The following is a 21,389-nucleotide window of genomic DNA, read 5'->3' as shown; positions in this document are numbered from 1 at the left end:
AATTTGCGGCAGGCTTCGTCCATCCAGCCGGGGGACGCCAGATGACCAAGCCGAGAGTCGGTCTTTTCGTGACATGCCTCGTCGATGCGATGCGCCCGCAGATTGGCTGGGCCACGCTGCGCCTGCTGGAACGCGCGGGATGTAACGTCGAAGTGCCGCGCGCGCAGACCTGTTGCGGCCAGCCCGCCGGAAACAGCGGCGACAAGCGCGGCGCGGAAAAGCTGGCACGGCAGGTGATCGAGGCGTTCGAGGGCTATGATTATCTGGTCGGCCCGTCCGGTTCCTGCGTCGGTCAGATCAGATCATATCCCACGCTGTTCAGCGATCAGGGTTGGCGCAGTCGGGCTGAAGGTCTTTCCCGGAAGTCATTCGAAATACTGGGTTTCCTTAATGACGTGATGGGCTGGAAGCCGGAAGGTGTCCGGCTGGACGCGACGGCCACCTATCACGACAGCTGCTCGGGCCTGCGCGAATTGGGGGTGCAGGAACAGCCTCGTGCGCTGCTGGAAGGCGTCGAGGGGTTGCAGATGCGCCCGCTGGATGGTGCCAATGTCTGCTGCGGTTTCGGCGGTACCTTCTGCGTTAAATATCCCGAGATCTCGACCGCGATCGTCAGCGAGAAGGCCGCGAATATCGTGGATACCGGGGCCGATCTGCTGCTGGCGGGCGATCTGGGCTGCCTGATGAATATGGCCGGGCGGCTGCACCGCGAGGGGGCCGCCACTCGCTGCTTTCACACCGCCGAAGTGTTGGCCGGCATGGCCGACGGCCCGGCAATAGGGGAGGAAGGCTGATGGGTGCTTCTGCCTTCACGCAACGCGCCCATGATGCGCTTGCCGATCCGAACCTGAAAACCGCTATCGACCGCACCACCGGCACCGCTGAAACCAAGCGCGCGGCGGCGGTGGGCGCCTTTCCGGAATTTCAGGCGGCACGCGCAAGGGGTGCCGCGATCAAGGATCACGTCATCGCCAATCTCGACCACTACCTGGTCGAGTTTGAACGCAACGCCCAGGCGGCCGGCGCGCATGTCCACTGGGCGCGCGACAAGGCCGAAGCGGCGGAAATCGTGACGCGCATCTGCAAGGACGCGGACGCAAAGCTGGTCACCCGCGCCAAATCCATGCTGGGCGAGGAAATCGGCCTGCCCCATGCGCTTGACGATGCGGGGATCGAGCGCGTGGAAACCGATCTGGCCGAACATATCATTCAGCTTGCCCATGAACGGCCCAGCCACATCATCTGGCCCGCCATGCACCGCACGCGCGAGGACGTGGCGACGCTGTTTTTCAAGGACCATCACCCGCCACCCGATGCCGACGACCCGGCATCCATGGTGGCGTCGGCCCGACGCATCCTGCGCGAGAAATTCATGTCCGCAGATGTCGGCATTTCCGGCGCGAATTTCCTGATTGCCGATACCGGGGCGACCTGCACCGTGACCAACGAAGGCAATGCGGAACTGTCCACGACACCGCCACGCGTCCACATTGTCACGGCGGGGATCGAAAAGCTGGTGCCCTCGACCGATCACGCCATGGCGCTGCTGCGGCTGCTTGTCCGCTCGGCCACGGGCGGCGAGGTCACGCAATACACGACCTTCCATTCCGGCCCGAAACGACCAGGCGATGCCGACGGGCCCGAGGAAATGCATATCGTTCTGGTCGATAATGGGCGCTCCCGAATGGTCGGGGACGAGTTCCGCCAGATGCTGCGCTGCATCCGTTGCGGGGCCTGCATGAACCATTGCGTGGTCTATCGCCAGATCGGCGGTCACGCATACGGCGGCACATATCCCGGCCCGATGGGCGCGGTGCTGACCCCTGTTCTGGACGGGCTGGCGCAAAGCCGCGATCTGCCCCATGCCTGCACGATGAATGGCCGCTGCGAGGAAGTTTGCCCGGTCCAGATCCCCCTGAAAACGCTGCTGAAAGCGTGGCGGGTCAGATCATGGGACAGCCAGCAAGAGGTCGGTCCGCTCCGCATGGGCCTTGGTTTGTGGGGCTTTGCCGCCCGCCGCCCGCGCCTTTACCATTTCGGCACAAGGCTGGCGCTGCCGGTCATGCGGCTGTTCGGCAAGGGCGGCTGGATCAGGCGGATGCCATTTGCCGGCGGCTGGACCGACACCCGCGACCTGCCCAAACCCGCCGCGCGCAGTTTCATGTCGCAACACGCTAACCACGGCAATGAGGGCCCGAAATGAGCGCGCGCGATGATATTCTGGCCGCAGTTCAGAAAGGCCTGACACAGGGGCAGGGCGGCGCTGTCCAACGGCGCAACCCGGATGCGATCCGGGCCGAGGCCGCGCAGCTTCTGGCAAATCTGGATGAAATCCGCCCTGATCTTGCGGCGGGGGACCCGGTTGATGCCTTCGTTGCGAAATGCGCGAACCCGGCGCTTGGGGTGACGCTGGACCGCGTCGCCAACTGGCAGGCGTTGCCTAGGGCAGTTATCGCCTATCTCGACCAGCACGATCTGCCGCACCGCCTTTCGGTCAGCGGCGATCCGCGCCTTGACGCGCTGACCGGGATAGAGGCCCATCAACCCTGCGCCCCGGATGAAGCCGCGGCGATCAGCGTCGCCGACTGGGGCGTGGCCGAGACGGGTTCGGTGGTGATTCACTCTGCCCCCGATCAGCCGATCCTGAACGCCATGCTGCCGCGCCACTGGCTGGTCGTGGTCGAGGAAAAGAAGATCCTGCCCTTCCTTGACGACTATGCCACCTATGCCGCATCGCGCCCTCGCAATGCGGTGCTGATCACCGGATCGTCGGGCACCACGGATATCGAAGGTTTCTTCGTCCGGGGTGCGCATGGTCCGGGCTTCGTTCATGTCCTGCTGGTCGCCGGCTAGGCACCGATCCGCCCCGTCACCCGGCCGTCACATATCTGTCTTGCGACCGTCATACGCGGCCTTTACTGATCTTTGCAAATGACAGCACCGGCTGCGGAACTTGCGGCCGGGACCTGCGGTAAGGAAAGGCTTCTTCATGCGTATTGCGGTTCTTGGCGGCGACGGTTTTGTCGGTTGGCCGACCTCGCTTCATCTGTCCAATCTGGGGCACGAGGTTCACATCATCGACAATCTCTCGCGCCGCTGGATCGACACCGAACTGGGCGTGCAATCGCTGACCCCGATGGATTCCATCCAGGAGCGCTGCCGGATCTGGAAGCAGGAAACCGGCAACACCATCCATTTTCACCTGCTGGATCTGTCGAAGGAATTCGAGCGTCTGAAGCAGTGGTTTGCTGAAAACAAACCCGACGCGGTGATCCATTTCGCCGAACAGCGCGCCGCGCCTTATTCGATGAAATCCGACCGCCACAAGGTCTATACCGTCAACAACAACACCAATGCGACGCATAACGTGCTGGCGGCATTGGTCGAAACCGGCATCGACGCGCATCTTGTGCATCTGGGAACGATGGGCGTTTACGGCTATTCCAGCGTCGGCGCGCCGATCCCGGAAGGCTATCTGGATATCGAGATCGACACGCCCAACGGCAAGAAGGCCCAACAGGTGCTGTATCCGACGCGGCCCGGTTCGGTCTATCACATGACCAAGAGCCTCGATCAGATCATGTTCCAGTTCTATGCCCAGAATGACGGGCTGCGGATCACTGACCTGCATCAGGGGATCGTCTGGGGCACCCATACCGACCAGACGCGCCGGCATGAACAGCTGATCAACCGCTTCGACTATGATGGCGATTACGGCACGGTGCTGAACCGGTTTCTGATTCAGGCGGCCATCGGCTATCCGCTGACGGTCCACGGCACCGGCGGTCAGACCCGCGCCTTCATCCATATCCAGGACTGCGTGCGCTGTATCGAGCTGGCCTTGGCCGATGCCCCTGCGGCGGGCGAGCGGGTGAAGATCTTCAACCAGATGACCGAAACGCACCGCGTCCGCGACCTTGCTGCGCTGGTGGCGCGGCTGTCGGGGGCAAAGGTGATGAACCTGCCCAACCCGCGCAAGGAAGCCGACGAGAACGACCTGATCGTGAAGAACGACCAGTTCCTGGCGCTTGGTCTGAACCCGATCACGCTGGAAGACGGGCTTCTGGAAGAAGTGGTCGAGGTGGCCAAGAAATACGCCCACCGCATTGACCGCAGCCGCGTGCCGGCGGTGTCGGCATGGACGAAGGAAATCGCTGCCAAGGTCGACCACGACCCGGAATCGCATTTGGCCGACGCGAAGTAAGGCCGATCAACCGGGCCAGCGGTGCGATGCTGGCCCTTACCCCCGTGTGCGTGGCGGGCGGGGTTTATAGACCGGCAGGCTCCACCCCCAGATCAGCGTGCCCGCGCGCAGAAGGAAGGTGGCAAAGCCGCCGCCGATCAGTGCCACGGGCCGGGGCAAGCCCAGCCATGCCAGCATAAGTGCTATGACCGCGCCGCCAAATGCGCAGGTCAGATAAAGCTCGCTGCCTTTCAGGATCAGCGGGACTTCGTTGCCAACGACATCGCGGATCAGCCCGCCCATCGTGCCTGTAATGACCCCTGCGATGATAATGATGACCGGGCCGAAATCGCCCGCCATGGCCACGCCCACGCCCGCAGGCACGGCGACGCCAAGCGCGATTGCATCCAGCCACAACAGCCAGCGATAGCGGCTTTCCAGCAGATGCGCGGTCCAATAAACGACGAAGGCCGCGCCTGCCGCGATGACGACCAGTTCGGGCTGTGCGACCCAGAAGACCGGGTCGCGGCCCAGCACCAGATCGCGGACCGTGCCGCCGCCCACGGCGGTCAGCGCGGCCATGAAGATGAAGCCGATGATGTCCAGTTGCTGGCGCGAGGCGACAAGAGCGCCGGTCAGTGCGAACACCAGAACCGAGCCGTAATCCAGCGCCCAGATATAGGCGCTGATCTTGGTGACGATTTCCGGGGTCATGGCCTGCTCCGCATTCAGTTGCGGGGGCTGTGCCAGATTTTCCGGCTTCGGGGAAGGGGGCAGGCGATCTGTGCCCTTGCCGCCCGCGCCGCGACACCTGAAGAAGCCGCCGAAGCACCTGACGCTGGGGAGGAGGGAGCGCGTGCAGGGTTCGGCGGCTTTGCCAGGTGCCCGATCTTCCGGGCGGGAGGAGATAAAGGAACGACATGGTTCCTGCTTTCAGCCTGCGCCCGCGCTGACGGCCCGTCATCTTTTCTGTGCCGGATTGATGCTGCGACGCGGCGGTTTTGCCGGAAATTTCGTCACGCGGGCGCGGAAAGATCAAAAATGCGGCCGTCGAAGAACGCATTGCGGCCCAATGTAACGGTGCCTCGATTCGCGCCGGCCGTGACCGGTTCGGGATTCGCGCCCTCGACCTTGGCCGAGGCGGCCGGCAGAACGGCATCTTCGCCCAGATGCAGGCGGAAAAGGTCCGGTCGCCAGCAGCTGCTTGCGGTGTCGGCGGCAGCGGCGCCGTCCAGCCCGTGACGCCGTCCCATATTCCAGCCAAGCCATGCGGCCTGCGAACGCCAAGGAAAATTCGCCGCGCCGTCGTGAAAATTGATGAAGCCGGGGCTGTCGATCACAGCACCGTTTTGCGACAGCAGCAGGTGGCCCGACAGCGCACGCTCGATCATCTCGGGATCGACATTCAGCGCGTCGGTATGGGCCAGAAGGTCGGACGCCGCCGCACGGACATCAGGCTGCGAAATCCAGCGGCACGCCCGCCAGATCGCGCGCAACAGCCGCCCGGCCAGGTCCGGGTTTTCCTCCGCCCACCCCCGGCGCACGGCCAGCACCTTTTCGGGCGGTGCGGTCCAGATCGCGGTGCCGGGCAGGATCAGGTCGGCGGCCCCGCCAGCGACCGCGACCGATCCCCACGGCTCGCCCACGCAGAATGCTTCGATCTCGCCCGAGGCAAGGGCTGTGGGCATCTGGGCGGGCGGCACCGTCACGGTTGAAATCGGCAGCGTCCCGCCAAGCCACAGATGCAATAGCTCGGCATGCATCGAAAAAGGGAAGGGCACCCCGAAGCGCACGCCGTTGGGGCGGGCGCGGACAAGCGCCTCGCGCGTCGCGAGCGCATCGCTGAAGTCGGACACCAGACCGTTCAAGCGCATCTCGGCACCGAGCGCAGGCGACACGCCGATCACCTGCCCACCAAGCGACAGAACCAGCGGTGCGTCGAAATCCACTGCCGCACCGCCCAGACCCAGACGCCCGGCGATAGGCACGGCCGACAGCATCTGTGCTGCGGCGACATGGCCGCTGGACAGCATGTCGCGCAGAAGCGACCAGCTTCGCACAGGATGCAAACGCAGATGCAGGCGTTCTTCGGCGGCGAAACCCAGACGTTCGGCCAGGATCAGCGGGGCCGCGTCCAGCAGGGGAACGAAGCCCAGATCAACCTCGGTCGTCATTTCAGCACCTCGGCCGCGGTGACGATGGCGCGGGCGATATCGGCGATGCGACGGCCCTTTTCCATCGCATTGCGGCGCATCAGGGCATAGGCCTCGTCCTCGGATATGCCGCGTGCGCGCATGACGATACCCTTCGCGCGGTCGATGACCTTGCGGTCTTCAAGTGCCGCGCGCGTCGCGTCCAGTTCGGCACGGACCTTTTGCAGCATATTGAAGCGCGCGATTGCCGCATCGACCACGGGACCGACCCGGCCCGGCGTCAGCCCGTCAACGACATAGGCCGCCACGCCTGCTTCGATCATGGCGCGGGTCAGGGCGCTGTCGGACTGGTTCACGAAAACCGCGACGGGGCGTTCCATCGGGCCGGATGCAATGGTCAGTTCCTCCATCTCGTCCCGAGAGGCATTGTCCGCGTCGATCAGCACCAGATCAGGGCGCAGCGCCGCGATCCTGCGGGCAAGCGCGGGGCCGGGCGCGACAAGAGAGTATTTCGCGTCCGGCAGGCCCGCCGATCCGTCGCAGATCGTGCGCGCGCGTTCGGGATCGCTGTCGACAATAATGATCGTCAGGAGATGCGAGGACATATGCTGCCTGCTTGCTGCCATGTGACCAGCGATGCTGCGCTGCGGCATGAAGGTCAAGGCAGGGGCAGGCAATGATGCAGCCTTGGCAGAAAACGACTGCTCGACGGTCGTTTCATCGGCAGCGATGCCCGAAATTCAGGCAGCGCGCAGCCAGCAGTTGGTTGCGCGCTGCCGGATATCAGGTGGTCACGTCCGGCTTGTCGCGGCCGGTATATTCGCGGATATGGGCGATCTCCTCGGCCGCCTGAACAACCGGGGCGAGTGCATCTTCCACCGGCAGCGACAGTTCCCCGTCCGCAGGCTGATAGCGTTCCAGATAGACGCGCAACGTCGCGCCTTCGGTGCCTGTCCCCGACAGGCGCATCACGATGCGTGAGCCGTCGGTGAAGGCGATGCGGATACCCTGATTTTTCGATGTCGACCCATCGACGGGATCGAGATAGGCGAAGTCGTCTGCGTTTTCGACCGTAAGGCCGGCAAATTCCTGTCCCGGCAGCTCGCCCAGCATGCCACGCAGGCGGTCCACCAGCGCATTCGCATCATCTGTCGGCACCGCCTCGTAATCGTGGCGAGAGTAGTAATTGCGCCCGTATTCCGCCCAATGCGCATCCATGATGTCCTGCACGGACTGCTTTTTCGCCGCAAGGATGTTCAGCCACAGCAGCACCGCCCACAGGCCGTCCTTCTCGCGGACATGGTCCGATCCGGTGCCAGCCGATTCCTCTCCGCAAAGCGTCGCCTTGCCGGCGTCCAGAAGATTGCCGAAGAATTTCCAGCCGGTCGGTGTTTCATAGCTGCCTATCCCGGCCTTCTCCGCGACCAGATCGGCGGCGCGGGAGGTCGGCATCGACCGCGCCACTCCTGCCAGCCCCTTCGCATAGCCCGGTGCCAGATGCGCGTTGGCGGCCAGCACGGCAAGGCTGTCCGAAGGGGTCACGTAAGCCCCGCGCCCGACGATCATGTTGCGGTCACCGTCGCCATCGGACGCGGCGCCGAAATCGGGGGCGTCGGGACCGGTCATGACCTCCATCAGTTCATGCGCCCAGACCGGGTTCGGGTCGGGGTGACCACCGCCGAAATCGGGCAGGGGTTTTGCGTTCACGACGCTTCCCGACTTTGCGCCCAGCCGGTTTTCAAGGATTTCGCGCGCATAGGGCCCGGTCACGGCATGCATGGCGTCGAAACTCAGGCGGAAGCCATCTGCCAGCAGGGCGCGGATCGCGTCGAAATCGAACAGGGTTTCCATCAGCGCGGCGTAGTCGGTAACGGGATCGACGATCTCGATCTCCATCTCGCCAAGGGTGGCGCGACCGGGCTGTGACAGGTCCACATCCTGAGATTCCATGATCCGGTATTCGGTCAGTTCCTTGGTGCGCGCGAAGATCTTGTCGGTCACGCCTTCGGGCGCCGGGCCGCCATTCGCGCCGTTGAATTTCAGGCCGAAATCCTCGCTCTCGCCGCCGGGATTGTGGCTGGCGGACATGATGAAGCCGCCATCCGCGCCGCGCTGGCGGATCAGGTTCGATGCGGCGGGCGTGGACAGGATCGCGCCGGTCCCGACGATCACCTTCTTTGCGCCCTGTGCCGCGCACATGCGCAGGATAACCTGTGCCGCGCGGTCGTTGAAGAAACGCCCGTCGCCGCCAAGCACCAGCGTCTTGCCCTTCACGCCGCCGATCGCGTCGATGATGGATTGAACAAAGTTTTCAAGGTAATGCGGCTGCATGAAGACACGGGTCTTCTTGCGCAGGCCGGATGTGCCGGGCTTCTGGCCCTCAATCGGCGTGGTCGAAATCGTCGAGATGGTCATTCGCGGCCCTCCTCTGGCATGAATACGGCAATGGATTCGGCCGCAATTTCAGCCGAAGCGCCGGTTTCGGCCCGATCCTGCGCCAAGGCAGCGGCCGAGTCGAGAACCCGCATCCAGCCCCCATTGGCCAGCACGGGAAGGTTCATCTGCACGGGCGTCTGTCCGCCGTTGATGGCAATAAACGCCGCGTCGGTGGCATCGGTTGCGCGTTCGGGGGAATTGGCCGCCATGCGGATTTCCAGCGCCAGCGCGCGCAGGTCGGTCTTCTGCCAGTCATCGGGCGACGGCTCTGTCCCGTTCGGCAGATGCCAGACCAGATCGCGCCCGCCTTCGGGGATCGGCAAAGAGTGCAGGAAGCGGCGCTGATGCAGCACCGGATGCGCGTGACGAAGCGCGATCAGCCGTGCCGTGAAATCCGCCAGCGCCTGATCCGGGGCATCCCAACCGATCCAGCCGGTGGCGTTGTCCTGGCAATAGGCATTGTTGTTGCCGTCCTGGGTGTTCGCGATCTCGTCGCCGGCCAGCAGCATCGGCGTGCCCTGCGACAGCATGAGCGTTGCCAGCAGGTTGCGTCGGCGCAGTGCGCGTGCATCGTTGATCGCAGCATCCGCCGTCGGTCCCTCACTGCCCATATTGTCCGAGTAATTCTCGTTATGGCCGTCGCGGTTGCCTTCATGATTGGGCAGATTGTGCTTCTGATTATAGGCCGTCAGATCGGCCAGCGTAAAACCGTCATGCGCGGTGATGAAGTTCACTGTCGCCTGTGGCGCGCGGCCGTGATGATCGAATGTCGGGGCAGACCCCGTCATGCGCTCGGCCAGATCGGCAATGCTCCCATCGCCACGCCAGAAGCGGCGCACGCCGTCGCGGAATCGGTCGTTCCATTCCAGAAACGGGGGCGGAAAATTGCCAAGCTGATAGCCGCCGGGGCCAACATCCCACGGTTCAGCAATCAGGCGGATATTTGCCAGAACCGGGTCCTGACGCAGCGCCGACAGGAACCGGCCGTCACGGATAAATCCAGACGGCTCTCGGCCCAGAACCGGGGCCAGATCGAAGCGGAAGCCGTCGACGCCCATCTGTTCGACCCAATAGCGCAGGGAATCGAGGATCATGCGCATGACCATAGGATGCGCGCAATCGACCGTGTTTCCCGTTCCGGTATCGTTGACGTAGTAGCGCGGATTGTCCGCCATCAGCCGGTAATAGCTCGCATTGTCCAACCCGCGGAAGGACAGGGTCGGCCCAAGCTCATTCCCTTCGGCGGTGTGGTTATAGACGACGTCGATGATGACCTCGATCCCGGCCTCGTGCAGGCGGGTCACCATGTCGCGGAACTCTGCCGGGTCGCCTTCTGCGGTATAGCCGGTTTCGGGCGCGAAGAAGGCAAGGGTGTTATAGCCCCAATAGTTCGACAGCCCCTTGCGCAGAAGGAAGGATTCATCGGCATGGGCCTGCACGGGCAGCAGTTCCAGCGTCGTGATGCCAAGCTTTGTCAGATGCTCGATGATCGCGTCGGACGCGAGACCTGCGAAGCGACCGCGCAATTCCTCTGGCACGCCGGGATGGGCGGCCGTCAGACCTTTCGGATGGGCCTCGTAGATCACGACCTGATCGCGCGCCACGCGGCGGCCGCGCGGCAGGGCGGGCGCATCGGCGGTGACGACACCTTTTGGCATGAACGGTGCCGAGTCGCGCTGATCGACCGACATATCCGCCTGTGCGGCGCGGCTGTCATAGCCAAGCAGCGCGGTATCCTGAACCAGCCGGCCGGACAGGCGCCGTGCATAGGGGTCGATCAGCAGTTTCGCCGGGTTGAAGCGATGACCCAGTTGCGGCTCGTAGGGGCCGTAGGCGCGCAGCCCGTAAAGTGCGCCCTCGGGCAGGCCCGGAACGAAACCGTGCCAGATATCGCCCAACCGGTCGGGCAGGGTCATCTGCTGAAGCTCCTGCTTGCCGTCAGGCGAAAACAGGCAAATGTCGATCTTTTCCGCATTGGCTGAAAAGACGGCAAAATTCACACCATCCCCGACAGGATGCGCGCCGAGCCGGTCGGCATTGCCGGCTTCAATCGAATAGTTCTGTTGATTCATAGGGCCTTCAGCGTCCGGTCAGTCTGTCATAGAGCGCCGCGTAGTCGCGGGCCGAGGCGTCCCATCCGACAGGATGGGCCATCGCCCTTGCGGTCATCCGCTGCCAGATTTCCGGTTGCGCGTAAAGGCTTGCCGCCTTCTGAAGCGCGAGGTTCAGCGCATCGGCAGTAACTGGCGCGAATTGCAGCCCGGTTGCTACCTGATCGCGCAGTGCCGCGACATTGGCGTCGATAACGCTGTCGGCCAGCCCGCCGGTCCGCGCGACCAGTGGCAGAGTGCCATAGGCAAGGCCATACATCTGCGTCAGCCCGCTGGGTTCGAAGCGCGAAGGCACCAGGACCACATCGCCGCCCGCGAACATGCGATGCGACAGGGCTTCGTCATAGCCGATATGAACGGCCACGCGGCCTGTCCAACGCGCGGCGGCACGCAGATAGCCTTCCTGAAGATCGGGCTCTCCGGTGCCGAGAACCGCCAGTTGCCCACCGCGTGCGACCAGGCCCGGCAGCGCGTCAAGCAGCAGATCAAGGCCCTTCTGCCGGGTCAGGCGGCTGACGACGATAAACAGAGGGCCGCCCTGTGCATCCAGCCCGAATTCGTCGCGAAGTGCTGCGGCGCAGGCGGCCTTCCCGGTCATGTCGGCGGCCGAGTAATTGGCCGCGATCAACGGATCGGTGGCAGGGTTCCAGACTGACAGATCGACGCCGTTCAGGATGCCAGACAGAACGGATGCGCGGGCGCGGATCACGCCTTCCAGCCCGAACCCGAATTCGGGCGTCGTCAATTCGGCAGCGTAAGTAGGCGACACCGTGCTGATCGCGCCGGCATAGACCAGTCCTGCCTTCAGTGCCGAGACCTTGCCCCAATATTCATAGCCCTCGGTCCTGAACTCTGCCGCAGGCAGGCGCAGATCCTCGATCGCGCGGGCCGGTGCAATGCCCTGAAAGGCCACGTTATGGATGGTCATGACTGACGGAATATCACGCGCCCAAAGCGGCGCGAAGCCTGCCTGCCAGTCATGGCAGTGGAGCAGATCGGGAACCCAGCCATCCGACAGACCATGTTTCGCAATCTCTGCCGCCGCCCAGCTCAACGCAGCAAAGCGGCGCGGGTTGTCGGACCAGTCCGACCCGGTTTCGTCGAGATATAGCGAGCCCGCACGGTCGAACAGATGCGGCGCATCCAGAAGCAACAGCTCCAGCCCCGCGATCTGCCCGGCCATGACGCGGGCCGGGCCACCATAAAGATCGGGGTCCGACCACATCTCGACCGGGTTTTCCAGCTTTGCCAGAAGCCCGCGATAGGCGGGGATGAGCGTGCGGAACTGCCAGCCAAGCGGCGCGAGCGCGGCGGGCAGGGCGCCCACCACATCCGCAAGCCCGCCCGTCTTGACCAACGGCGCGCATTCGGATGCGACCGAAAGCACCTTGCCGCCCCGCGACCGCGCCGCGACGGGTTGGTCCGTCGTCGCGGGCGCTGACGATGGCGGCGCGCTTACGGCTGCCTTGCCCAAGGCCTTTTTCGGCGCGCCGGCGCGTTTCGTCCCGGTGGGCTTTTTCGATCCGGCCGGCGCAGCGCTCATTTCGATGCTGCCAGGCGGTCGATCATGGATTGCGTAATCAGCGTGACGCCGCCCTCGCTGACACGGAACCACTTGGCGTCCTCGTCCGGGTCTTCACCAACAACCAGCCCTTCCGGTATCTCGACGCCGCGGTCGATGACGACATTGCTCAGTTCGGCATGGCGTCCGATATTGACGTAAGGCAGCGCGACCACCGATTTCAGCGAAGAATAGCTGTTCGCCTTCACCCCGGTGAACAGCAGCGAATTGCGCACTTCCGAGCCGGAAATGATACAGCCGCCCGACACCATGGAACTGACTGCATGGCCGCGCCGGTCCTCGTCGTCATGGATGAACTTTGCAGGTGGCGTGATCTCTCCGTAAGTCCAGATCGGCCAGCTATTGTCGTAAAGATCGAGTTCCGGCGAGAAATCCGTCAGGTCGATATTGGCCTTCCAGAATGCGTCGATGGTTCCGACGTCGCGCCAATAGGCCGGGGCCTCGGTGCTGGACCGGACGCAGCTGTCGCTGAAGCGGTGCGCGACGGCCTTCCCGTTCTTGACGATGTCGGGGATCAGGTCATTGCCGAAATCATGGCTGGAATTCGGGTCCGACGAATCCTTCAGCAGCAGTTCGCGCAGGAATTTCCAGTCAAAGACATAGATCCCCATCGAGGCCAGCGTTGAATTCGGATCGTCCGGCATCCCCGGCGGATCGGCCGGCTTTTCAAGGAAGGAAATGATGCGCCCGTCGGCATCGACATCCATCACCCCGAATGCCGAAGCCTCTTCGCGCGGGACGGTCAGGCAGCCGATTGTCACATCGGCACCGGAATCGACATGCTGCTGCAGCATGATCTCGTAATCCATCTTGTAGATGTGGTCGCCCGCCAGAACGATCAGATAATCGACATGATAGCTGTCGATGATGTGGATGTTCTGGGCCACGGCATCGGCGGTGCCACGATACCAGTTTTCCTCGTCCAGCTGTTGAGAGGCAGGCAGAATGTCCAGAAATTCGTTCCGCTCGGACCGGAAGAAGGACCATCCCCGGTTCAGGTGGCGGATCAGACTGTGGGCCTTGTATTGTGTGGCCACGGCCATTTTCCGGATGCCCGAATTCAGCGCGTTCGACAGCGCGAAGTCGATGATCCGGGACTTGCCGCCGAAATAGACGGCCGGTTTCGCGCGCCGGTCCGTCAGCTCTTTCAGGCGAGAGCCGCGCCCGCCGGCCAGAACATAGGCCATGGCGCGGGACGAGAGGCGTTGCGGTCGTTTGGTCTGCATGGAAATCCCCCCAGGATGAAAATTCAGACGGCCTCGTAGATGAGGACAGAAAGCGGCGGCAGATCAATCAGTGCGGACTGGTCATAGCCGTGCCAGGCATCGCCATCGGCAGTCGTCACCGGCGTGGTCGGCATGTTAGAGCCGCCATAAACCCCCGCATCGCTGTTCAGCCGAAGCTTCCACTTGCCGTCGCGCGGCAACCCGACACGCCAGCCGTGGCGCGGAACGGGTGTGAAATTGCACACGGCGACGACGGGCGCATCGCCGTCCTCGCCATAACGCGCATAGGCAAGAATGGATTCCTGTGCCGCCCCGCCCTCGATCCAGCTGAAGCCTTCGGGAACATTGTCGCGCCGATGCAGTGCCGGCAATTCGCGATAGAGGTTGTTCAGGTCCCGGATCAGCGACTGCACACCTTTATGGCGCGGATCGTCCAGCAGGTGCCAGTCAAGCGAGGCATCGTGGTTCCATTCCTTCCACTGCGCGAATTCGCAGCCCATGAACAGCAGCTTCTTGCCCGGATGGGTCCACATGAAGCCGTAATAGGCGCGCAGGTTGGCGAACTTCTGCCAGACATCGCCTGGCATCTTCTCGATCATCGAGCCTTTGCCGTGGACAACCTCGTCATGGCTGATCGGCAGGATGAAGTTCTCGGAAAACGCATAGACCAGCCCGAAGGTCAGCTGATTGTGGTGGTGGCTGCGGTGAACGGGTTCGTGCTGGATATAGCTGAGCGTGTCGTTCATCCAGCCCATGTTCCATTTGAAGCCAAAGCCCAGACCGCCTGCATCTACCGGGCGCGAGACACCCGGAAATGCGGTCGATTCCTCGGCCACGGTCATGATTCCGGGCACTTCGCCATAGGCGACGGTATTGACGCCGCGCAGGAACTCGATCGCTTCCAAATTCTCTCGCCCGCCGTGGATATTGGGCACCCATTCGCCGTCCTTGCGGGAATAGTCGCGATAAAGCATCGAGGCGACTGCATCGACGCGCAACCCGTCGACATGATATTCCTGCAACCAATACAAGGCGTTGGCCGTCAGATAGTTTGAGACTTCGCGGCGGCCGTAATTGTAGATCAGCGTGTTCCAGTCCTGATGAAATCCCTCGCGCGGGTCGGCATGCTCGTAAAGCGCCGTGCCGTCGAAACGGGCAAGGCCATGCGCGTCGGACGGGAAGTGACCCGGCACCCAGTCCAGAAGCACGCCGATGCCGGCTTCGTGGGCGGCCTCGACCAGCGAGCGGAATTCTTCCGGCGTTCCGAAGCGTATTGTCGGCGCATAAAGCCCGACCGGTTGGTAGCCCCACGATCCGTCGAAGGGGAATTCCGATACCGGCAGCAATTCCAGATGCGTGAAACCCATATCCTTAACATAAGGGATCAGGTCGCGGGCATGTTCCAGATAGGACAGCGGGCGATTATCGTCATCGGCGACACGCCGCCAACTGCCCAGATGCACCTCATAGATCGAGATCGGGGCCTTGATGTTCTGCGCCTCGGACCGGGTCTGCATCCATTGATCGTCTGACCATTTATGACCAGCCAGATTACGCACCACCGAGGCTGTGGCGGGCGGATGCTCGGCACCGAATCCGACGGGATCGGCTTTTTCGGGCAAAGGCTCGCCATGCGCGCCTGTGATCGAGAATTTATACGGCGAGCCGTTGCCGATATTGGGAATGAATATCTCCCATACGCCGGTCGTGCCGCGTCGGCGCATGCCGTGACGACGCGCATCCCAGTTGTTGAAATCGCCCAGCACCGCCACGCGACGCGCATTCGGTGCCCAGACCGAGAAATGGGTTCCGCGCACCCCCTGATGGGATATCACATGCGCGCCAAGCGCTTTCCAAAGCTGGTGATGCGTGCCCTCGCCGATCAGATATTCGTCGATCTGGCCCAGAACCGGGCCGAAGCGATAAGGGTCTTCGTGTTCCCACTCGGTTTCGCCATCGGTGCCGCGCAGCAGATAAGGCATTGGCTCTGGCAGGAAACACGCGAACAGGCCGTCAGCCCCGGCGACCGGCTGCATCGGAAAGACGCCTTCGACGGTCGCGATAGACATTTCCCTTGCGCCGAAATCCATCGCAACGACGCGCCAGCCGCCAGCAACCGAATGCGGGCCAAGGACGGCAAACGGGTCGCTGTCGCGCCCTTCGATCAGGGCGCGCACGCGATCTGGCGGCAGTCGCAGCTCAAACGGCGATTGCGTTATCGGGTTGTCCTGATCTTGCTGCTGCTCGGCCATCTCGCATCTCCATGTTCCAGACCCGGTCCATGTAATCGCGGACCGACCGGTCGGATGAGAACCAGCCCATGCGCGCCGTATTCAGCGCCGCCATGCGATTCCACTCCGCCCTGTCCCCATAAGAGGCATCAATACGTCGTTGAGTCGATTGGTAATCTGCAAAATCCGAGCAGACGAGATAGGTATCCCAGTTGGTCAGAATATCGACCAGCCGCCCATAGCGCGCCGGATCGCCGCCGAATGTGCCGAGCGCGATCAGGCTGATGGCGCGTGACAGCGACGGGCAGTCGGAATTTGCCTTGCGGGCGTGATCGGGAACCTGACGACGGGCCTCGACCTGTTCGGTGGTCATCCCGAACAGGAAGAAGTTTTCCGGCCCGACATGTTCGCGGATCTCGACATTCGCGCCGTCGAGCGTCCCGATGGTCAGCGCGCCGTTCATCGAAAGCTTCATATTGCCGGTGCCCGAAGCTTCCTTGCCCGCCGTCGAAATCTGTTCGGACAGGTCAGCCGCCGGGATCAGGCGCACCGCCATTGAGACGTTATAGTTCGGCGGGTAGGCAACCATCAGGCGCCCCTTCATCAACGGATCATTGTTAACAACCGTAGCTACGTCGTTGATGAGGTTTATTATTTCTTTCGCGACCGCGTATCCCGGCGCGGCCTTGCCGCCGAATATCTTGACGCGCGGCTGCCAGTCCGCGTCCGGGTTCTGCCGGATCTCGTCCCAGCGGGCGATCGTCTCAAGAATATTCAGAAGCTGGCGCTTGTATTCGTGAATACGCTTGATCTGAACGTCGTAAAGGGCATCGGGGTCGGGCGTGATGCCAAGCGTTTCGCCCAGCCAGTTCGACAGCGCCACCTTGTTGTCGCGCTTGGCGGCAGCATAGCGGTCCAGCCAGCCTTGATCGGTGACATGGCTTTCCAGCCCCGAAAGCTGATCCAGATGATCGACCCAGTCTTCGGACCCGAGCGTGTCCGTCACCAGCGCGGACAATGCCGGGTTCGCGGAATACAGCCAGCGGCGCGGAGTCACGCCATTCGTGACATTGACGATCCGGTCGGGATGAAGCTGGTTCAGGTCGTGGAATACCGTCTCTTTCATAAGTTCGGTATGCAGCGCCGAGACGCCGTTCACATGGCCGGACTGCATGAACGCCAGCGTGCCCATATGGACAGATCCGTGATGAATCGCCGACAGTTCCCACGGGCGCTTGGGATTGCGGCGCTTGTGATGGTCGTCGATGCGCTCGACCAGGTCCATGTGCCGGGGCAGGATCTTGCGGAACAGACCCTCCGACCATGCTTCCAGCGCCTCTGGCAGAAGGGTGTGGTTGGTGTAATTCAGCACACGGACGGCCATATCGGCAGCCTCGTCGAAGGGCTGACTGAAGTCGTCGATCAGAACGCGCACAAGCTCCGCGCCCGCGATTGCGGGATGGGTATCGTTCATCTGGATCGCCACGCGGTCGGGCAGCTTGGCGATGCTTTCGCCCTCGTAGACGAAGCGGCGCATGATGTCGCGCACCGAGGCGGCGGTGAAGAAATACTCCTGCTTCAGGCGCAGCTCTTTGCCGGCTTCGGTCGAATCGTCGGGATAGAGCACCCGGCTGATGGTGCGGGCCAGCGATTCGGCGGCACCGGCGGCGACATACTCGCCCCTGTTAAAACGGGCGAGGTCGAATTCCGCGACCGCCTTGCCTGACCACAGGCGCAGCGTATTGGCCCAACGGCCCTTCCAGCCGATGATTGGCGTGTCATATGCCGCAGCGATAACACTTTCCTCGGGGTGCCAGACCTTCTTGGCGCCGTCGCCCTCGACCCAGCCGCCGAAGCCGATCTCATATGCGGCTTCCGGGCGCTCGAACTCCCACGGATTGCGCGATTTCAGCCAGCTGTCGGCAGTTTCAACCTGCCGGCCGTGGTCGAAGCGCTGCCGGAACAGCCCGTGCTCGTAGCGCAGGCCATAGCCATAGGCGGGGATGCCGACCGTCGCCATCGATTCCATATAGCAGGCGGCCAACCGGCCCAGCCCGCCATTGCCAAGCGCCGCTTCGGGTTCGTCATGGATCACTTCGTCGTAATCGACACCAAAGCCATGCAGCGCCTCGCGCGCGGCATCGTCCAGACCCAGATTGACCACCGAATCTTCCAGCAACCGGCCGATCAGGAATTCCATCGACAGATAGTGGACGCGCTTGAGATGTCTGTCATAGGTCGCGCGTGTCGACGCGAACCACGGCTCGACGATCCTGTCGCGGATCGCCAGCGACAATGCGACACGCCAATCATGCACCGATGCATGGCCCGCATCCTTGCCGATCGAATAGGTCAGGTGGTCGCGGATGGACTGCCCGAGTTCCTTTGGGCTGGCGCTCGTCGCTGGCTGAGTCATCATTGCGTTCCATATGTCTATAATGTTAGCGGCAACATTACGGCGGTATGGCGCGCTGTTCAATGCCGCGAATTCGCGAGGAGGTATGACGATGACGAATGACTGGTGGCGGGGTTCGGTGACTTATCAGGTCTATCCGCGTTCCTTTCAGGACAGCAACGGCGACGGCATCGGCGATCTTACCGGGATCACCGAGCGGCTGCGTTATGTCGCGAGCCTTGGCGTGGACGCGGTCTGGCTGTCGCCGATCTTCGTCTCGCCGATGGCCGATATGGGCTATGACGTGTCGGACTATACCGATATCGACCCGCTTTTCGGCACGCTGGACGATTTCGACATCATGGTCGCCAAGGCGCATGAGATGGGCCTCAAGGTCATCATCGACCAGGTGCTCAGCCATTCTTCGGACCAGCATCCGTTCTTTGTCGAAAGCCGCAAGGGGCGCGATAATCCGAAATCGGATTGGTATGTCTGGGCAGACGCAAAGCCCGACGGGACGCCGCCGAACAACTGGTCATCTGTTTTCGGCGGATCGGCCTGGGAATGGGACGGGCATCGCAAGCAGTATTACCTGCACAACTTCCTGACTTCGCAGCCCGATTTCAACTTCCACAACAAAGAAGTGCAGGACTGGCTTCTGGAGACCATGCGCTTCTGGCTGGAACGCGGGGTGGATGGCTTCCGGCTCGACACGGTGAACTTCTATTTCCACGACGCCAGATTGCGCAATAATCCGGCGCGCCGGGGTGAGCCGCAGGTCAATCCGTATGAAATGCAGCTGCATAAATATTCCAAGACCCGGCCCGAGAACCTGGATTTTCTGGCCCGGATGCGCGACCTGACCAACGAATACGGCGCCTCGATGGTCGGAGAGGTGGGCGATTCGACGCGCGCGGTCGAGATCATGGCCGAATACACGTCGGGCGACAGTCACCTGCAGCAGGCCTACAGCTTCGACATGCTGGGGCCCGAATTCACGCCAAAGCATTTCCGTTCGAAGATCGAAACCTTCTTCAAAAAGGCCCCTGATGGCTGGCCGACCTGGGCATTTTCGAACCATGATGTGATTCGCCACATGTCGCGCTGGCATGATTACGGTGCCGATCAGGACAGCCTTGCCAAGCTGGCCTGCGCGATGCTGCTGTCCTTTCCCGGATCGGTTTGCATCTATCAGGGCGAAGAGCTTGGGCAGACCGAGACTGAGCTGGAGTTTCACGAGCTTACCGACCCGCCCGGCATCCGTTTCTGGCCAGATTACAAGGGTCGCGACGGCTGCCGGACACCGATGGTCTGGGACAACGCGACCAACACGCATGGCGGCTTCACCACGGGCGTGCCCTGGCTGCCGATCAAGGAGCCGCAGCTTTCGCGCAATGTCGCGGCGCAAGAGGCGAACGCCCATTCAGTGCTGCATTTCTATCGGCACATGCTGGAATTCCGCTCGGAACGGGCAGAGTTGCATGGCCGGGACATGGCGCGTTTCCTGCGCGCGCCCAATCCGATCCTGCTGTTCCGGCGCGGCAATCTGCTTTGCGCGTTCAATCTCGGCACAGAGACGCGGCGCATCAGCCTGCCACGCGGCGCGGCCGAGGCGTTGACCGGGCCGTCACAGGCGGCGTCGATCAGCGGATCTTTGACCGGGCGAAAGCTGGAACTGGGTCCGAACGGCTTCGGCTTCGTGGAACTGAGCTGATAAACAAGCATAGGTCGAAGGTGCGCCGCGCGGGCGTCGCGCGCCTTCAGCCGAAGGCCTGTTCGGGCACCAGCACGACCCCCTCCATCAGACGGCGGGCACTTCGGCTCATCCTCACGGTTGTGACCACCCAGCCACCATCCCTGATTTCCGCGGTGGCGCCGACCTCCAGCCTGCCCGAAGGGTGGCCGAACCGAAGCGATTGCTTCGGCTGTTGAAGCACGCGGCTGACAAGCGTGCCGGGAACGGCGGCTGCGGCCGCAAGCGCGACGGCGCCGGTGCCGGTCATGGCGTGATGCAGCTTTCCCATCGAGAAGATGCGTGCATTCAGATCGACCGACGACTTCTCCACGCGCGCGCCGCTGGAGGCGATATATTCCGCAGGTGCTGCGACAAAAGCCAGCTTCGGGGTATGAGGTCTGTTTGCGGTCGCCTCATCGGCAGAGGCCGCAAGCCCCATGCGCACCGCGCCAAGCGCACGGATATCCTCGACGCGGCGCAGCAAGTCCGCGTCGCCATTCACATCCTTCTGCAACTCGGTTCCGGTCAGTCCCAGCCGCGCCGCATCGACAAAGATCGTCGGATTTCCGGCATTGATAAGCGTCGCCTCGATCTGGCCCACGCCCGGAAGGTCAAGGACATCCAGCATGTGTCCGGTCGGAAACATCGCGCTTCCCGCCGAGGGATCATCCGCAGCAGGCTGCACGAATTCGATTGCGATTTCCGCCGCCGGAAAGGCCACGCCGTCCAGCATGAAGCAGCCGTCCTCGACCACTTCACCGCCCGAAACGGGGACATGTGCAATGATCTTTGCCTGTATATTCGCCTGCCAGATGCGCACCTTGACCATACCGTCGCATGCCGGTGTCACGAGGCCCTGGGCAATCGCGAAGGGGCCGACCGCCGCTGTCAGGTTGCCGCAATTCCCTGACCAGTCGATGAGCGGACGATCAATCGCGACCTGACCGAAGCGATAATCGACATCGCAATCCGTCCGCGCGGAGGGCGACAGGATGACCACCTTGCTGGTGCTGGACGTCGCGCCCCCGAGCCCGTCGATCTGCTGGCCATACGGATCGGGGGTGCCGATCACACGCGTCAGAACACGGTCGCGAATGGATGGATCGGCGGGCAGCCAGTCGTCGCGAAAGAACACGCCTTTGCTGGTCCCGCCACGCATATAGACCGCTTTCACCTGACGCTGCATGGTGCGTATCTCCCTGTTGCTGCCTGCCCGGATCATGTGGGGTCTGATGCGAAAAGGATAGTGCCTCGTACGACCCTTGGCGGTTCTGATGATTTGCCGCAAGCGTGGAAGTATGTGCAGGGCGGCGCCGCATTCCGCCTGCCATATATTG

General features: G+C 62.8%; 15 protein-coding genes. 5 read left to right on the top strand and 10 right to left on the bottom strand.

The genetic code is table 11. The annotated features are described in order from the left end of the window. The first annotated feature begins 41 nt into the window (after window positions 1-41). From FQV27_RS03660 to FQV27_RS03645, 4 genes are all read left to right on the top strand, one after another. Window positions 42-794: a (Fe-S)-binding protein gene (locus FQV27_RS03660; protein WP_147096437.1), complete on the top strand. Its 753-nt coding sequence runs from the start codon at window positions 42-44 to the stop codon at window positions 792-794. Beyond that, on the top strand, window positions 794-2,203 hold the full coding sequence (locus FQV27_RS03655) for a LutB/LldF family L-lactate oxidation iron-sulfur protein (RefSeq protein WP_147096436.1): 1,410 nt from the start codon (window positions 794-796) through the stop codon (window positions 2,201-2,203). The genes FQV27_RS03660 and FQV27_RS03655 overlap by 1 nt, the downstream gene beginning before the upstream one ends. Continuing rightward, the gene (locus tag FQV27_RS03650; protein ID WP_147096435.1) at window positions 2,200-2,853 is read left to right on the top strand and encodes a LutC/YkgG family protein; all 654 of its coding nucleotides are present in this window, start codon (window positions 2,200-2,202) and stop codon (window positions 2,851-2,853) included. The genes FQV27_RS03655 and FQV27_RS03650 overlap by 4 nt, the downstream gene beginning before the upstream one ends. Window positions 2,854-2,989: 136 nt before the next feature. Beyond that, a complete protein-coding gene (locus FQV27_RS03645) occupies window positions 2,990-4,204 on the top strand; it encodes an NAD-dependent epimerase/dehydratase family protein (RefSeq protein WP_147096434.1) in 1,215 nt (404 codons plus the stop codon). Window positions 4,205-4,240: 36 nt separating this feature from the next. Here FQV27_RS03645 and FQV27_RS03640 read toward each other — a convergent pair whose 3' ends face one another. The 9 genes from FQV27_RS03640 to FQV27_RS03600 all read right to left on the bottom strand — a co-directional run bounded on the left by FQV27_RS03640 (window position 4,241) and on the right by FQV27_RS03600 (window position 18,341). Continuing rightward, entirely contained in the window at window positions 4,241-4,897 is a 657-nt protein-coding gene (locus tag FQV27_RS03640) for a trimeric intracellular cation channel family protein (protein ID WP_147096433.1), read from the bottom strand. A 302-nt stretch (window positions 4,898-5,199) separates the two neighbouring features. After that, on the bottom strand, window positions 5,200-6,357 hold the full coding sequence (locus FQV27_RS03635; protein WP_147096432.1) for a CmpA/NrtA family ABC transporter substrate-binding protein: 1,158 nt from the start codon (window positions 6,355-6,357) through the stop codon (window positions 5,200-5,202). After that, a complete protein-coding gene (locus tag FQV27_RS03630) occupies window positions 6,354-6,941 on the bottom strand; it encodes an ANTAR domain-containing response regulator (RefSeq protein WP_147096431.1) in 588 nt (195 codons plus the stop codon). Before FQV27_RS03630 ends, FQV27_RS03635 begins: the two co-directional genes overlap by 4 nt. 178 nt (window positions 6,942-7,119) lie before the next feature. After that, window positions 7,120-8,751, bottom strand: coding sequence for an alpha-D-glucose phosphate-specific phosphoglucomutase (locus FQV27_RS03625; RefSeq protein WP_147096430.1), 1,632 nt, complete (start codon window positions 8,749-8,751; stop codon window positions 7,120-7,122). Continuing rightward, window positions 8,748-10,844, bottom strand: coding sequence for a glycogen debranching protein GlgX (gene glgX / locus FQV27_RS03620; RefSeq protein ID WP_147096429.1), 2,097 nt, complete (start codon window positions 10,842-10,844; stop codon window positions 8,748-8,750). Before glgX ends, FQV27_RS03625 begins: the two co-directional genes overlap by 4 nt. 7 nt (window positions 10,845-10,851) lie before the next feature. Next, complete coding sequence (gene glgA / locus FQV27_RS03615; protein ID WP_147096428.1) at window positions 10,852-12,426, bottom strand: glycogen synthase GlgA; 1,575 nt, start codon at window positions 12,424-12,426, stop codon at window positions 10,852-10,854. After that, on the bottom strand, window positions 12,423-13,691 hold the full coding sequence (gene glgC / locus FQV27_RS03610) for a glucose-1-phosphate adenylyltransferase (RefSeq protein WP_147096427.1): 1,269 nt from the start codon (window positions 13,689-13,691) through the stop codon (window positions 12,423-12,425). The genes glgA and glgC overlap by 4 nt, the downstream gene beginning before the upstream one ends. A 23-nt stretch (window positions 13,692-13,714) precedes the next feature. Continuing rightward, window positions 13,715-15,943, bottom strand: coding sequence for a 1,4-alpha-glucan branching protein GlgB (glgB, locus tag FQV27_RS03605; RefSeq protein ID WP_147096426.1), 2,229 nt, complete (start codon window positions 15,941-15,943; stop codon window positions 13,715-13,717). Then, window positions 15,891-18,341 (bottom strand): glycogen/starch/alpha-glucan phosphorylase, encoded by a 2,451-nt coding sequence (locus tag FQV27_RS03600; protein WP_377768713.1) that lies wholly within the window; start codon window positions 18,339-18,341, stop codon window positions 15,891-15,893. Before FQV27_RS03600 ends, glgB begins: the two co-directional genes overlap by 53 nt. 88 nt (window positions 18,342-18,429) lie before the next feature. Between FQV27_RS03600 and FQV27_RS03595 the strand changes: the two genes are divergently transcribed. Beyond that, on the top strand, window positions 18,430-20,031 hold the full coding sequence (locus tag FQV27_RS03595) for an alpha-amylase family glycosyl hydrolase (RefSeq protein ID WP_147096424.1): 1,602 nt from the start codon (window positions 18,430-18,432) through the stop codon (window positions 20,029-20,031). Between the two features lie 46 nt (window positions 20,032-20,077). On the opposite strand, the gene prpF is transcribed toward FQV27_RS03595, so the two are convergent. Next, on the bottom strand, window positions 20,078-21,238 hold the full coding sequence (gene prpF / locus FQV27_RS03590) for a 2-methylaconitate cis-trans isomerase PrpF (protein ID WP_147096423.1): 1,161 nt from the start codon (window positions 21,236-21,238) through the stop codon (window positions 20,078-20,080). Window positions 21,239-21,389: the final 151 nt, after the last annotated feature.

It is taken from the genome of Paracoccus aurantiacus (genome assembly GCF_007993065.1).
GTDB classification, from domain to species: domain Bacteria; phylum Pseudomonadota; class Alphaproteobacteria; order Rhodobacterales; family Rhodobacteraceae; genus Paracoccus; species Paracoccus aurantiacus.
The sequence above is the reverse complement of the archived record's forward strand: the minus strand, read 5'-3'. Positions and strand labels throughout refer to the sequence as shown.

Bases quoted from the DNA above. Each gene is read 5' to 3' on its own strand.
- FQV27_RS03660 (WP_147096437.1), top strand. From the start codon at position 42: ATGACCAAGCCGAGAGTCGGTCTTTTCGTGACATGCCTCGTCGATGCG.
- FQV27_RS03655 (WP_147096436.1), top strand. From the start codon at position 794: ATGGGTGCTTCTGCCTTCACGCAACGCGCCCATGATGCGCTTGCCGAT.
- FQV27_RS03650 (WP_147096435.1), top strand. From the start codon at position 2,200: ATGAGCGCGCGCGATGATATTCTGGCCGCAGTTCAGAAAGGCCTGACA.
- FQV27_RS03645 (WP_147096434.1), top strand. From the start codon at position 2,990: ATGCGTATTGCGGTTCTTGGCGGCGACGGTTTTGTCGGTTGGCCGACC.
- FQV27_RS03640 (WP_147096433.1), bottom strand. From the start codon at position 4,897: ATGACCCCGGAAATCGTCACCAAGATCAGCGCCTATATCTGGGCGCTG.
- FQV27_RS03635 (WP_147096432.1), bottom strand. From the start codon at position 6,357: ATGACGACCGAGGTTGATCTGGGCTTCGTTCCCCTGCTGGACGCGGCC.
- FQV27_RS03630 (WP_147096431.1), bottom strand. From the start codon at position 6,941: ATGTCCTCGCATCTCCTGACGATCATTATTGTCGACAGCGATCCCGAA.
- FQV27_RS03625 (WP_147096430.1), bottom strand. From the start codon at position 8,751: ATGACCATCTCGACGATTTCGACCACGCCGATTGAGGGCCAGAAGCCC.
- glgX (WP_147096429.1), bottom strand. From the start codon at position 10,844: ATGAATCAACAGAACTATTCGATTGAAGCCGGCAATGCCGACCGGCTC.
- glgA (WP_147096428.1), bottom strand. From the start codon at position 12,426: ATGAGCGCTGCGCCGGCCGGATCGAAAAAGCCCACCGGGACGAAACGC.
- glgC (WP_147096427.1), bottom strand. From the start codon at position 13,691: ATGCAGACCAAACGACCGCAACGCCTCTCGTCCCGCGCCATGGCCTAT.
- glgB (WP_147096426.1), bottom strand. From the start codon at position 15,943: ATGGCCGAGCAGCAGCAAGATCAGGACAACCCGATAACGCAATCGCCG.
- FQV27_RS03600 (WP_377768713.1), bottom strand. From the start codon at position 18,341: ATGATGACTCAGCCAGCGACGAGCGCCAGCCCAAAGGAACTCGGGCAG.
- FQV27_RS03595 (WP_147096424.1), top strand. From the start codon at position 18,430: ATGACGAATGACTGGTGGCGGGGTTCGGTGACTTATCAGGTCTATCCG.
- prpF (WP_147096423.1), bottom strand. From the start codon at position 21,238: ATGCAGCGTCAGGTGAAAGCGGTCTATATGCGTGGCGGGACCAGCAAA.